Consider the following 14,267-nt stretch of genomic DNA (forward strand, 5'->3'; position numbering starts at 1 on the left):
GGCTTACCCGTTTGATGCTACACCCCTATGGCTCTCTGCTCACCGGATGCGGTCAATGCAATCGCTCAACCTATGCAATCTATATAGTAGCGTAATGAATGAAAATTTACAATATTTTACAAAAATTATGCGGTAACTAGTGACTAGTGACTAGTGACTAGATTCTTCAAATCACTAGCTACTAGTCACTAACCACTGATAACTGATAACTGAAAGAAGTTATGATTTGTCTTAGCCTACTTCTAAATAAGTGCGTCCGAAGTATTGTAAAGACGTGGATCTGAATCAGACATTTAAAACCGATCGCCCTATCATTGGAGTCGTACATTTATTACCCCTGCCTACCTCGGCTCGCTGGGGTGGAAGTTTAGCTGCTGTCATTGACAGGGCAGAACAGGAAGCTACAGCTTTAGCTTCTGGTGGAGTAGATGGAATTATTGTCGAAAATTTTTTTGACGCACCTTTCGTTAAAGAGCGAGTCGATCCAGCAGTCGTCAGCGCCATGACACTGATCGTACAGCGGCTCAAACAGCTAGTAACTCTACCGATCGGACTGAACGTATTGCGAAATGACGCTCATAGTGGATTAGCGATCGCCAGTTGCGTGCAGGCACAATTCATTCGCGTCAACGTTCTAACAGGCGTGATGGCAACAGATCAAGGCATTATTGAAGGACAAGCTCACAGCCTTTTGCGCTATCGGCGAGAACTTGGTAGCGATGTCAAAATCTTTGCGGACGTATTGGTAAAGCACGCTCGTCCTCTCAGTTCTACCAATTTAACCAATGCCGTACAAGACACGATCGAGCGGGGACTAGCCGACGCAGTGATTCTGTCTGGTTGGGCAACGGGTAACCCGCCCAACTTAGAAGACCTAGAACTGGCGACAGCAGCAGCCAACGGCACGCCAGTTTTTATTGGCAGTGGTGCGGATTGGGAAAATATTTCTACTTTAATGCCAGCCGCAGATGGAGTGATTGTTTCTAGTTCTCTCAAACGTCACGGACGACGGGAACAGCCAGTCGATCCGATTCGCGTCAGCCAGTTTGTCGAAGCCGCACGTCGTAGTTTTACAAAAGTAGCTAGTTTGAAGGGAGTCGGGAGTCGGTAGGGGCGGGTTTCTAAACCCGCCCGTACGGGAGTCGGGAATAAGTGGTGAGTGGGGAGAATTCGGAAGCGCGGAATTCGGAATTGGTGATTTGGAATTGGTGATTTGGTAATGGGTAATGGGTAATGGGTAATTGGTGGTTGTTGGTTGTTGCACCTGAAGCTCACCTGCACACAAAGCCCACCTGCCCCTCTGCCCCTCTGCTCCCTACTCCCTGCTCCCTACTATGTAACGGAGTTGTGATATTGCCCAAGGGTCGTAAAAAGGTTCCGTTATGATTGACAAAGCTAATAATTAGTTGTCATTTATTAATTATCATTTGTCATTTGTTTATGATACGCCGACGTTCTACACCTTGGATTCATCGCTGGTCTCGCCCCGCGATCGCTGCGATCGCCGGAGTGGGGGCGCTGGTCACGGCATACTTAACTATAGAAAAGTTGATGGGACGCACGCCTGGATGTCTCGCTAGCGCGGGTGCTGAGGCGAGTTCTAGCTGCGCGGATGTCCTTTCAAGTCCTTGGGCAACTGTATTTGGCTTACCTTTGGCTTTATTCGGTTGTTTGGCTTATACGAGTATGGTCGTGTTTGCCCTGACTCCCCTAGCAGTTAATCCAACTCAAAATAAAGCACTCCGCTCTCAGTTGGAGAATGTGACGTGGATGCTGCTATTAGCAGGGGCGATCGCCATGTCCGTTTTTAGCGGCTACTTAATGTACGTGTTATTTGCTAAAATCAACGCCTTTTGCTTGTACTGTATTGCCTCGGCGCTCTTCTCGGTTAGTATGCTAACCCTGACACTATTAGGTCGCTCCTGGGAAGACGTAGGGCAAATATTATTTACAGCATTGATAGTAGGAATGGTCACGCTAGTTGGTACGCTTGCCGTTTATGCGGATGTAGAAAAACCAAATGATACTACTACTGCACAACAAGTCCAGCTAGAGCCTGCTGGAGATCCCATCCCAGGAGTTGGTTGGCAGATTACAACGACTTCTGGAGAATCAGAAATCGCACTGGCAAAACATCTCAAAGAGATTGGAGCTAAAGAATACATCGCTTGGTGGTGTCCCCACTGTCACGAACAAAAGCAACTATTTGGCAAAGAAGCCTACAGTTATATCAACCATATTGAGTGCGCTCCCCCTAAAGCCAAGAAGCTAGCACCCGAATGCGAAGCAGCCAAGATTCAAAGTTTTCCCACTTGGGAGATTAACGGTAAACAATATGCAGGTGTGAAGTCTTTGAAGGAATTAGCAGAAATTTCTGGCTATAAAGGACAGACGAATTTCAAGAACTTTCCGAATGCATTTCAGTAGTTAGTTATTAGTGACTAGTGACTCGTGACTAGTCACTAGAACAAAACTCAGAATTTAGCCACTCACTCCTCACTCCTCACTCCTTAACCCTCCTTTGCTATCTCGTAAACAGCGAGTTTGGATTACAATTTTTAGCGCTGCTATTTGCTTGTTGCTACGCTTCAGTGGTTTACTACAGCCTTTGGAGTGGGCGGCTTTAGATCGGTTTTTTCGCCTGCGTCCTTGGGAAGCGCAAGACACTAGGATTGCAATTGTGGCGATCGATGAGGCAGATTTACAGCAAGTCGGGCAGTGGCCCTTACCAGATCGGGTAGTTGCCGAATTGTTGCAAAAAGTGAGTGTTGCCAAGCCTCGCGCTATAGGTTTAGATATCTATCGCGACTTGCCCGTACCTCCAGGTCAGCAGGAATTGCGCCAAGCTTTGACGATCGTTGACAATTTAGTCGGTATAGAACAACTGGGCGATCGCTCTAGAGTCGCCCCATCGCCCTTTTTGGATCGACTGGATCGCGTTGGTTTTAACAATGTTGTCTTAGATGCTGATGGTAGGGTGAGGCGAGGGTTGCTGTACTGGTCTACACCTACAAAACTACATGAAAGCTTCGATTTGAAATTAGCTTTAACGTACCTGCAAGCAGAAGCGATCGCGTCCCTATCAATCGATAAGAATTTTCAGGCGTTGCATTTGGGTCAAGCCGTGTTTCACCGCTTTCAGCCTCACGATGGCGGTTATGTCGGTGCTGATGCTGGTGGATATCAAATCCTCGCTAACTTTCGTCATCCCAGCACGAATTTTCTCCGAGTGTCGATGAGTGACGTACTGGCTGAGCGAGTACCAGCAGAAACATTTCGCGATCGCATTGTCATTATCGGTTCTACTGCCCCTAGCTTAAAGGATTTTTTCTATACTCCCGATAGCGCCAGTCCCCTATGGGGAGCAGCTCAACCGATTGCCGGAGTAGAACTACATGCTAATTTTGTTAGCCAAATTGTCAGCGCAGCTTTAGGAGAACGCCCCTTAATCCACGTCTGGTCGGATTTTTGGGAAAGTGCGTGGATAGTGGCTTGGATCGTGGTGGCAGCAAATCTCAGTTGCCGTTGGCAGATCGTCTATTCCACAATTTACGTGCTGCTGGCGGCTTTAGGCTTAATTAGTATTACTTATCTTGCTTTTTTTCAAGGTTGGTGGCTGCCTGTTATCCCACCTTTACTGGCGCTATTTGCTGTATCCGGTCTGATGACTGCCTGTAATGCTCAGTTACAAGAGGAGTTCAAGCGCTCCAAAGATTTTTTGCAGGGGCTAATCGATACGATTCCCGATCCGATTTTTGTCAAGAATAAAAAGTATCGTTGGATCGTATTGAATGAAGCTTACTGTCGCCTGATTGGTTATCCGTTAGCAGAATTAATTGACAAGTCGGAAGTCGATTTTTTTTCTCCCCAAGAAGCAGAAGTTTTTCGCCAGCAGGACGATCTGGTTTTTCGTAGTAACATGACTATGGAACACGAAGAAGAATTTAGCGATGCCAGCGGGACGACTCATTTAATTTCTACGAAGCGATCGCTCCATCGAGATGCGGCTGGCAATCTATATCTCGTGGGTGTCATCCGAGATATCACGGCACGCAAGCGGTTGGAAGAGGAACTGAAGCGTCAGACAGCGGATTTAGTCCAATATAATACCGAGCTACAGCTTTCCGAACAAAGACTCCGCCATCTGGCTTTACACGATCCACTGACGGGTTTACCAAATCGACAGCTATTCCTCGAACATCTGAACCAGTCAATTGCTTGGGCGCAAAGCCATCAGTTGTTGGTAGGACTATTGTATATCGATCTAGATGGCTTTAAACAGGTCAATGATACTTTAGGACATGACTGGGGCGATCGCTTGTTAGTTGCTGTTTCCCAAAGACTATCTGGGTGTTTGCGTCACAGCGATATTGTTTCTCGTTTGGGTGGTGACGAATTTACCGTTATCTTGCCTGCAATTCCAGAAGTCAGCGTTGCCGAAAAAGTAGCAAATAAGATTTTGGCAACTCTGTCCGAGGTTTTTGCGCTTAACGAACAGGCTCTTTCAATTACAGCTAGTGTGGGAATTGGCGTTTATCCCCTGCATTGCAATACTATTGATAGTCTGATTAAGCAGGCTGATACTGCAATGTACCGAGCAAAGCAGCTAGGAAAAAACTGCTATCAAATAGCAGTTGCTATCTCTAGTCAAACTAATTTGTAAAGCTAATTTGTATTAACGATCGCAACACGTAAATCCTGCTAAAGACGGATTAGCTTCAATTGCCACAGAACAAGCATTTTATTTATCTCTGCTGTGAGATAGATGCAAAACTACGTTACCTTTAGCTGAAAGGGCTTTCTAGCTCTAACAACTTAACTTGAACCATCAATTTTTACTTCTCTCTTTGGAGAGACTAGTTCTTCTATCTGTAGACAGAGTGAAATTTAATTTGCGGCTGAATAAAATCATGTCTGTTCCGTAAATTGTCTGATGTGATTGTAGTAACTATAAGAGATGTCTCTACATTCTGTTTATCAATGTATAAAAATTACATAAACCAAATTAAAAACTAGTAATACTACTGAGGAAGTCAGATAAAATACGAGGTATTTAAATGCGTAGTAGTTCAGCAACAGCCATGTCCGACAGCCTCAAGAATACTATTGTTACAGTCGTACTTGGCTTGCAATTGGTTGTTTTTTGGATTACTGGCAGTGTTGATACCTTAGTCAATTTTGTAACTAGTTTCTCGGATGCTCCTCCGGCGATCGCCCAAATCAGTCAGTACCAACCACCAATCTCAATCGGTAGTCCTAGTAGAACAATCGGATCTGGTACGAGGTAAGCAAATTGGTTGTTAAGTTGCGGTCGGTTCGGATTTCCACCACTGTTCGTACTGGATCAGAGTATGAGCTTGCCAGTGAGGATCGGTATGAGGATAATCTAAGCGGTAATGTCCGCCTCGGCTTTCGGTACGAAAGGCAGCACTTTTGAGAATTAAGTAAGCAATATCAAGAAGATTGCGGGTTTCGCTCCACAGACGCAAAGACTGCTCTATCTCAAGAGAATTTGCCGGAAGATTGGCTGAAAGATCGGAAACATTGATATGGGCTGGTTGTCCAGGCGGAAGTTGAAGCAAAAACTGACTCAAGGGCAGAGTAATAAATGCTTGTTGCCACAATTGTACCTGCGCGATCGCCCGCTCTAATCCTTGCTGTTCGCGGCAGATACCCGCACTCTGCCAGACCAAACGCGGCAGTTCGTAACGGATAGCTTCAATTGTGGTTTGCTGGCTCAGCCAATCAATCTCTGACAAACTAAACGACAAAGGGTAAAGACTAAAATCCGATCCGGTGTATTCATCCTTCCTCCCTTCTACTTCATCTTTCAATAGAGCCATCTGCGCCCCAAAGACGACACACTCCAGCAAAGAATTACTTGCTAAACGATTCGCGCCGTGAACTCCCGTACTAGCTGTTTCTCCGACAGCATACAAACCAGGGATTGAAGTGCGGTTTGTTAAATCTGCGGCAATTCCTCCCATCCAGTAGTGGGCGGCGGGAGCAACTGGAATTGGCTCCTGAAAAACATCGATGCCCCAGTGCTGACACACTTGAATGATATTGGGAAACCGCTGACGAATTTTTGCCTCTGGGATCGATCGCAAATCTAACCAGACGCAGGCAGTAGCAGGATCGGCTGAGGTACGCTGCAAATGGCTGTATATGGCACGACTAACAACGTCTCTGGGTGCTAGCTCTCCTGCTGGGTGATAGTCAAAAGCAAAGCGCTTACCCGTATCATCCATTAAATGCGCTCCTTCACCGCGTACCGCTTCGCTGATTAAGAATCGGTCTGCTCCAGGTTTGGTCAGAGCAGTCGGGTGAAACTGGACGAATTCTAAGTCTCGCAGCATGGCTCCAGCCCGCCAAGCGATCGCCACGCCATCACCCGTACTCAATTTGGGGTTGGTTGTCTGGGCAAACACTTGACCTCCGCCACCTGTTGCTAGGACGACAGCACGAGCGCGCAACCAGAGAATGCGATTGCTATCAAAGAGACTAATACCTTCACAGTGTCCAGTTTGGGGGTTCAGCCACAGACTTAAAACTATGGTTTGGGGAATAACTTGAATGTTCTGGCGTTCGAGAACCCGCGCTGTCAGGGTAGCAATGACCTGGCGACCAGTAGTATCGGCGGCGTGGAGGACGCGACGACGGGAGTGAGCAGCCTCTATGGTTAATGCTAATTCGCGATCGCGACGGTCAAAGGCAACCCCCATGCCTACCAAAGATTGAATGGATTCCGGTGCTTTGTGAGCCAGAAACTCTACAGATGCGCGATCGCACAACCCAGCCCCCGCTTGCAGCGTATCTTCTACATGCAACTGAGGAGAATCATCAGCCGCGATCGCCGCAGCAATCCCACCCTGCGCCCAATCACTTGCAGACAGATTTATCGTTTCTTTTGCAATTAAACCGACGCGAAAGTGGCTTGGTAGACACAGTGCCGTGTAGAGTCCAGCGGCTCCAGCTCCTACGACTATGACATCAAAATGGTTGAGGTTTTGTAGCAAGGGTTGTTGGTTGATAGTTGATAGTTGTTGGTTGACTGAATATCTTTGTAGAGACGTTACATGTAACGTCTCTACACAAATAACCAATAACCGAGTAAAAAATAACCCACTCTAGAAATAGGGTGGGCTGAGGCTAAATTGTCAATTCAAAAAGGATTTATCTGTAGATGCCGTTGTTATAGCGATCGTCACCCATTGTGTAGGCAGCTTCTACATCAGTAACGGTAAAGTTACCGATATTAGCTTCTAGAGTTTGTTTTTGACGCTCGGATAGTCCAGGTAATTCCATCACATCCTCTACGTTTTCGTAGGGAGCGTTTTGAACGATTTTACGAGCTAGAGTGGGATAAAGTCCTGGGTATCTCCGAAAAGCAGCAACGTTTGTGTTATTTAAATCGATTTTCTTGCCAAAGTCTGTTGCCAGCTTCGCATCTGCTCGATTGCTCGATCGAGCCGGAGACTCTACAGCTAGGATTGGTACGGTACGCAGGCTAAAATCGCTAAGATTAGTAGCGATCGCGGGTTGGGATATGCCCAGCCATCCCAAACAACCTACCAATACACTCAAAATTGTTAATAAACGGATCAATTTTTTCACAGTTTCTCTACCTCTTTGCATCCAACTGAAATCAGCACACAGCTAGTATCAGAAACTAATATATAGCTTATTGACTACCTGAGTATCAGACAAGGCGATCGCTATCTGCAAAAATTTAAGCTAGTGCCGCAGCTAGCCAGAATAAGCTATCTACTAAAATTGTACTCAACACTGCTCCACTAAATGCCCACCAGTGAGTCTGTCGAGCGCGCAAGGACAAGACTCCCCCTGCTAGCAACACCAACACTAAGACCGCTGCCCAACTCAACCCCCAGGGGGTATACACTTGTGCCAAGGCACTGCGAAGAATTGGTGCGACTAATGTTGGTTCGACCTGTACGACTTGCTTCCAGTAAGGAATTAGATCGGCGATGTAAAAGTAGAGGTCGGTGACGACTGTACCTAATAAAGAGCCTAGATAGAAAAAATTACCGACTTTGCCCCAATTACGCCGCAAACAGACGATCGCAAACGGTAGCCCGATCGCCTCAACTGGAAGATGTAGCAGTGGTTCCCAGCGCAACCATCCCCAATAAATCGAGCCAGCTAACCAACTCCAGCTAAACCCCAAGAGAATATCGCCCCATAAATGGCTAGAAGGACGAGACATCAATACTAAACTCAGCCACACCCAAATTAGGGTTATTCCCAAACTTAGTAGTGGTAGCGATCGCACCAGCGGCGCTTCAATAAAAACTGGTACAGATACCAAAAATACAGCCGCTCCAAATGCCCACCATGTTTGCTGCTTGGCTTTTTGAGCTGAGATGGATTGTACTAGATCTAAGTTTGACGATTCTAAATTTGATGGCTGGACGATGGTATCGCTCGTTTCAGTTGAGACTGAGCGAATCGTAGGTGTGGGACTGGTGTAGGTAGGCAAAGTAGAATTAATCAATTGAATATTAAAATTTGTTACTTATTTTAATCTTATTCAATATATCACAATGTAAATCCCCCCCTGGGGCATATATATACTATCTCAATAATCATTGTTTGAATAGTTGTTAGGGAGCAGGAGTTGTACGGGCGGGTTTAGCAAAGGATTCATGCCTGGGAAGAAGAAATCTTGGTTCAAAACCCGCCCCTGCACTGGTACGGGCGGGTTTTCTCGTGAATTGACTGATTTTGAATTGTATTGTCTCTTTGTTGATTTGGTACATTTGTACTATAATAATGATAGATGTTGTCGAGTTAGCTGAAGCAAAAAACGGCTTGATGGTAGCTCGATTTGATGCAAGATAAACTCAAAATTGCTCTATGACCAAGCACTATATTCTCAGCCTTAACCCCACTGCTAAGCATGACTGGGATCGGTGTATCCTGCGCGATCCAATTACTGCCAAGCGTCCAGAGATCGCAAAATTGATTGCTGAAGCTATTGGTGCGGAACCTGGTACATATCTAGTCTCCGTCAATATTGAAGTCAAGGTTTTGGAACAAGTACCAGCTCCACAAGCAGAACAACTACCGCTTAGTGCCGTAGAGTACAATACGGAGCGCGCACAGTTGCAAGAATTAGCCGCCTAATCGAAAAGTTAGCAACCAATATTTAGCAATTGGCGTATTGCCATGAAGTGATTCAGAACGATTCAAAATTTCAAAATATAGATTTCGAGTAGCCTAGATAAGTCGCGAGCCATAAGTGAAAATACTTATTGCTTGCGGCTTTTTGCTGTTCTTTCTGTCTGAGGTGGAATCAAGGCGATCGCGACTGCGTGTTAGTATGAGAAACTCAAAAATAAGATAGAGCTATAAGGCAGATAGAGCGGGGTATAAAGTATGGCATCGTCTACACTAAGCGGCAAGAATACTTTAGGCGATCGCGCTGTGCTGGCAATTAAAAAGCACTTTGAAAAATTTCTCAAACACGAAGCAGACGTAATCGCAGATAGCGACCCAGAAGCATTGCATCAGATGCGCGTAGGAATGCGGCGCTTGCGTAGTGCGATCGCGGGTTTTGCTCCAGCCATCGACTTACCGAAACCAGTCCAAGAAAAAAAAATTGGTAAAATTGCCCGTATTCTGGGTAGTTTGCGAGATTTAGACGTACTGCGAGAATCATTAGAAAACAAATACAAACCCGCTTTACCTGCTGACGAACAAGAACAATTGGATACAGCGCTGGTTTATCTGTATAAGCGGCGGCGGAAGGTTTTTGCGAAAGTACATGAAACTTTAACAGGCGATCGCTATCAAGAACTGAAGCAGGCTTTAGAAAAATGGCTATCTCAGCCCCAACTGCAACCAATCGCCCAGATGCCAATTCAGGCGACTCTACCAGATCTACTTCTATCTGAGGTTGGTAGGCTACTGTTACACCCAAGTTGGTTAGTAGGAACCAAATTACAAGACGAACAGGTAGTAGTACAAACAGGACAAACACCAGAACAGGCAAAACAACAACTCATCGATAACGCCCCTCTTCTCCACAGTCTGCGTAAAGAAACCAAACGCGCTCGCTATCAAATGGAAGTCTTTGCCAACTTTTATGGAGCTTCTTACGAAACTTACCTTGAAGATCTCAAAGCCATTCAGAGTATTTTAGGACAATTTCAAGATAGTGCCGTACTGTCTGAGTTTTTAGCAGATGCTTTGCAATCAAAAATTGAAAAAAACATGCCAACTCTCGCTAATTTGTTAGCAGAGCATAATTACCAAGCTTGGCAACAATGGCAATCTCTACAACAGCGATATCTCAACTTGGAAAGTCGCAAAGGCTTGCACATGTCAATTTTGATGCCCACCTGGGAAAACGTCAAGAACGGGCAAAGTACAGAACACGATACTATTCTCAGCCAACAGAGTTAACATTCAAAATTCAAAATTCAAAATTCACACCCCTTCTTCACGCACCACGCACCACTTTCTCACCAACAACCAACAACCAACAATCAACAACCAATAACAAATGACCAATGCCAGATATAATCTTTACCACGATTGGGTAAAGACGACATGGCAAAACCAGTTACAGATGATATGCGTGACTTGAAAACACCGGATGATGTCATCATTCGGGCTGAAGCACGCAAACCGGAGACAGATCCCACTCTTGGTATTGGCGTACAAGTGAATAGGGAAGGTACGCCTCGGCATCGTCTAGTCACAATTGGTGATTCTCTAACTCAAGGCTTTCAAAGTGGCGCAATTTTTAATACTCAAATTTCTTTTCCAGCTTTAATTGCGCGGGAAATGGGTTGGACTGAGTTCCGCTATCCGACTTACAATACTCCTGGCGATGGGTTGCCGTTAAATTTAGAACGGTTGGTACGAGAACTAGAACAAAAAGTAGGCGATCGCATTGATGTTTGGAATTTTATCCCAACGCTATTGTTTTTACGCAACTATTTAGACAAGTTAGAAGATTATTGGGAAAGGGGCGAAGGGACTATACTACCCTCTCAAAAAGAGATTAACCACAATTTAGGAGTTTATGGTTGGGACTTACGGAATATCCTATCTCGTAATGCAAGTAGCTGTTTGGAATTAATGAGTCGCAAGATTCCGAGAGAAGATGTTTTTCGTCAATTAGTCGATTACCATAACGAACGAGCGGCGCTGAGGGTATTAAACTCGTCAGTGCGGAGTCAAACAGGTGAGACATTAACTCCTTTGCAAGCTGCAACCACACTTGGTGCTGAGGGAACGCCAGAAAATGGCGATGCTGATGGCATTGAGACGCTAATTATGATAATTGGTAGCAATAACGCTCTCGGTAGTCTCCTCACCTTCAAGATTGCTTGGAGCGATGAAGGTTACGATGATATGGAGATCAACGATCGCTATACAATCTGGCGACCGATTCATTTTAAAGCTGAGTTAGACAAAGTTGTGGCGGAAGTTAAGCAAATTCGCGCCCGTCACGTTATTTGGGCTACAGTTCCTCACGTAACGATCGCCCCGTTTGCCCGTGGAGTAGATACTAAAATTAGAAAAGATTCTCGCTATTTCCCTTACTATACATTGCCTTGGGTTAGCGATGCAGGTTTCAATCAAGACCGACATCCAAACTTGACTGCATCAGAAGTCAGAGCGATAGACAGTGCGATCGACCAGTATAATGACTGTATTATTGATGCCGTGCGCAAAGCAAGAATAGAAGGTCGAGATTGGTATTTGTTCGATCTGGCTGGACTACTCGATCGCTTGGCACAAAGGCGCTATATTGAAACTCCTAGAGCAAGACCGAGTTGGTGGAAAGAAATTGGTGGTGAATATCAGTTACCGTCACAGTTGCAAAAATTAGATCCAAAGCCAGACTCGCGCTTTTCGATCTCTGATGCTACGGGACGCAAGCAAGGTGGGTTATTTTCCCTTGATGGCATTCATCCCACAACCATTGGTTATGGCATTATGGCGCAAGAGCTAATTGCAATTATGCAAACAGCTGGCGTGGAGTTTTATGACGATCGAGGTAACTTGCGCCAAGGTAAAGTTGAAATTGATTTTCGGCAGTTAATCGATCGAGATACGCTCATTTCTAACCCGCCAAAAGCGTTTGAAAATTATTTTAAGGCAATTGGTTGGCTCGATCGATACTTGAGTGTTTTTGGAAATTTGCTGAAGTCAAACTATTAAATTGAATCCGTGCAGTAGCCTAGTCCCTCAGTTTTTCGATAGAAGTATCAATGATTCCCATAATCGTCGCCATTGCAGATGCAATTCGCCCATGCAAGTTTAGTTGTGCGATCGCAGTTGGAAAATCGACTTGTTTCAGGCGATCGCACAATGTTACCATTTCTGCCCAGGTAGCATTGCTATTAACATACGCTAAAGTCAGGGAAATCAACAGATCGACGTGTTCGTTTCCTTCTGCTTGAGTCATCATGTTATGGGGAATATCCCACACATCATCAAAACAGATATACCAAGATTTAGGTTGTAATTGAACTGCGGCGTTAAATAACTTTTCGTGTTCTCGATTTCCTACAGCGCGATCGCTTTCACTCGATACAATTAACATTGGTGCAGCCTTTTGAGTTTGGGCTTTTTCTAATACCTCCGTTCCCATATCTAAAAAAACTCGTAAAGCTGGCATGGCAAAACCATCATAACCAAAACTAGCTACTTGAGGGTCTTGCCACCATTCAAAATAGATATTAAAAATTCTGACAAATAGATCGACGACTTTATTACTTCCACTTAAATAGGGTGCAAATATTAAAGTCTTATTTATTCGATCGGGATATTCTAAAGCTAACCATGCAGCTAAAGTACTCCCACCAGACAAACCGCCAATAATAATTTCTTTGCCTCCAGATCGAGCAATTTCTAACCAATGACGACCGAATTCTTGATAAATTTGGGGATCTTCTGGTAGTGGTGGCGGATTATCTCCATTCCATTCACCTGCAATACCATGTCCTGGTAGTAAGGGAATGAGAACGTGATATCCAGCTTGATAAAATGCTTTGCCTATCAGGGCAAATTGTTCTGGAACTGCCGTAAATCCATGAAAGAAAAGACAAATTTTTTCACTATTCGGCTGGATTAAAAATTGCGAGCCAGTCGTTTCTGCTATCAATGACAGTTTGCTTTCTGTAGCTTGAACTTCACGGGCGATCGCTAATAAATTATTGGAATATTCAGACATTTTCATGATTTAGAAAAATTACGACGATTTTCAATATTGCCGATATTTGAAATTTTGTATTCTTCTATTCGTTAGCGAATCGCTGATTTCCTTGGCGATCGCTCTTGACAAAATAAGTTGACTGGGACTTGCCAGTTAAAGTAATTTTGCGTCGATTTGAGGCAGCTAGAAACTTCTTCAGCTCTAGTGATAATTTTTCTGAGTTCGCTATAGTCAGGAATTTGACCCGCAATATATTTAGCTTTAGCTTTAATTTCTGGATTGGCGTTGAGCATGGCTATTTTGATTAATTCTCGATCGAAATTCAAAAGCCGAGGAGATAAATAAACTCCTACACCAGGAAGAGGCTGACTAATATAGATCGCTCGTAATGCTGGGTCGTCTTTAATAGCGGTATACAGACCAGCACCAATATCAACTTTTCCAGTCTTAACTAAATTTATCGCTTCTCTAGGGTGATAGCCTCTACCAATTTTAAGTGTTTTGCCATATAAAACATAAATTGGGATGAGAAAAGTTGGGACTGATGCGGAACTACCTAAAGCAATTGTCGTGTTTGGTTGAATATCGGCAATAGATTTAATCTTACTATCAGCTTTCACAAATAACGCTGCTCGATCGTAAAGTGGTCGATCGGGGTACATGACAGCCACACCAATATAATTATTATCCTCAGCAGCAATAGAAAAGCCGGGAGAACCAGTAAAGGCAATATCCCAATCTTCGAGATCGAGGCGATCGCGAATTTCTGGAAAAGGCGTATTGCGATCGACGATGACCCGAACGCCTAATTGCTCCTGTAAATGGGAAGCTAAAGCCTGATAATCTTCTATTGGAGAGGTAGCACTCACTCCAATTTTCAGCGGTTGTGCCTGCAAGTCTCGATAGCAATTTGTCCAAAACCTTTTTTCCCCGACTGCGCAAGGTTGCACCCAGCGCCAGATACTCAGTACGATACCAGCAATGACCGTGGTAGACGCGAAACCAATCAGCGACCATAGAATTATCGTTCTGCCAGGAGAGTAAGGCATCTCAGAGCAAATGTAATAAAATA

The 14,267-nt window shown here is 44.7% G+C and carries 12 protein-coding genes; 7 read left to right on the forward strand and 5 right to left on the reverse strand.

The features are described from left to right. The first annotated feature begins 274 nt into the window (after positions 1 to 274). From btpA to CHRO_RS17135, 4 genes are all read left to right on the forward strand, one after another. Entirely contained in the window at positions 275 to 1,111 is an 837-nt protein-coding gene (gene btpA / locus CHRO_RS17120; protein WP_041462514.1) for a photosystem I biogenesis protein BtpA, read from the forward strand. A gap of 329 nt (positions 1,112 to 1,440) precedes the next feature. Then, entirely contained in the window at positions 1,441 to 2,427 is a 987-nt protein-coding gene (locus CHRO_RS17125; protein ID WP_015155497.1) for a vitamin K epoxide reductase family protein, read from the forward strand. Between the two features lie 94 nt (positions 2,428 to 2,521). After that, positions 2,522 to 4,663: a CHASE2 domain-containing protein gene (locus CHRO_RS17130; RefSeq protein ID WP_015155498.1), complete on the forward strand. Its 2,142-nt coding sequence runs from the start codon at positions 2,522 to 2,524 to the stop codon at positions 4,661 to 4,663. Between the two features lie 394 nt (positions 4,664 to 5,057). After that, positions 5,058 to 5,288, forward strand: a complete 231-nt coding sequence (locus tag CHRO_RS17135) for a hypothetical protein (protein WP_015155499.1) — start codon at positions 5,058 to 5,060, stop codon at positions 5,286 to 5,288. Between the two features lie 12 nt (positions 5,289 to 5,300). On the opposite strand, the gene nadB is transcribed toward CHRO_RS17135, so the two are convergent. From nadB to CHRO_RS17150, 3 genes are all read right to left on the reverse strand, one after another. Then, the gene (gene nadB / locus CHRO_RS17140) at positions 5,301 to 7,019 is read right to left on the reverse strand and encodes an L-aspartate oxidase (RefSeq protein WP_041462515.1); all 1,719 of its coding nucleotides are present in this window, start codon (positions 7,017 to 7,019) and stop codon (positions 5,301 to 5,303) included. 157 nt (positions 7,020 to 7,176) lie between these two features. After that, positions 7,177 to 7,617, reverse strand: coding sequence for a photosystem II complex extrinsic protein PsbU (gene psbU, locus CHRO_RS17145; RefSeq protein ID WP_181245407.1), 441 nt, complete (start codon positions 7,615 to 7,617; stop codon positions 7,177 to 7,179). Positions 7,618 to 7,732: 115 nt separating this feature from the next. Next, positions 7,733 to 8,515 carry a DUF3120 domain-containing protein gene (locus CHRO_RS17150; RefSeq protein WP_015155502.1) on the reverse strand — a complete coding sequence of 261 codons (783 nt, stop codon included), beginning with the start codon at positions 8,513 to 8,515 and terminating at the stop codon, positions 7,733 to 7,735. A 362-nt stretch (positions 8,516 to 8,877) separates the two neighbouring features. Between CHRO_RS17150 and CHRO_RS17155 the strand changes: the two genes are divergently transcribed. The 3 genes from CHRO_RS17155 (at position 8,878) to CHRO_RS17165 (ending at position 12,198) form a co-directional block, all read left to right on the forward strand. Beyond that, positions 8,878 to 9,147, forward strand: coding sequence for a hypothetical protein (locus tag CHRO_RS17155; RefSeq protein ID WP_015155503.1), 270 nt, complete (start codon positions 8,878 to 8,880; stop codon positions 9,145 to 9,147). Positions 9,148 to 9,399: 252 nt separating this feature from the next. Then, positions 9,400 to 10,428, forward strand: coding sequence for a CHAD domain-containing protein (locus CHRO_RS17160; RefSeq protein WP_015155504.1), 1,029 nt, complete (start codon positions 9,400 to 9,402; stop codon positions 10,426 to 10,428). 147 nt (positions 10,429 to 10,575) lie between these two features. After that, positions 10,576 to 12,198, forward strand: coding sequence for a hypothetical protein (locus tag CHRO_RS17165; protein ID WP_015155505.1), 1,623 nt, complete (start codon positions 10,576 to 10,578; stop codon positions 12,196 to 12,198). Positions 12,199 to 12,217: 19 nt separating this feature from the next. On the opposite strand, the gene CHRO_RS17170 is transcribed toward CHRO_RS17165, so the two are convergent. Both CHRO_RS17170 and CHRO_RS17175 read right to left on the reverse strand, forming a co-directional pair. Continuing rightward, a complete protein-coding gene (locus CHRO_RS17170; RefSeq protein ID WP_015155506.1) occupies positions 12,218 to 13,219 on the reverse strand; it encodes an alpha/beta hydrolase in 1,002 nt (333 codons plus the stop codon). Positions 13,220 to 13,284: 65 nt separating this feature from the next. Then, positions 13,285 to 14,244, reverse strand: a complete 960-nt coding sequence (locus CHRO_RS17175; protein WP_015155507.1) for a phosphate/phosphite/phosphonate ABC transporter substrate-binding protein — start codon at positions 14,242 to 14,244, stop codon at positions 13,285 to 13,287. Positions 14,245 to 14,267: the final 23 nt, after the last annotated feature.

Origin of the sequence: Chroococcidiopsis thermalis PCC 7203, from assembly GCF_000317125.1 — a bacterium.
In the GTDB taxonomy this organism is placed as follows: Bacteria; Cyanobacteriota; Cyanobacteriia; order Cyanobacteriales; family Chroococcidiopsidaceae; genus Chroococcidiopsis; species Chroococcidiopsis thermalis.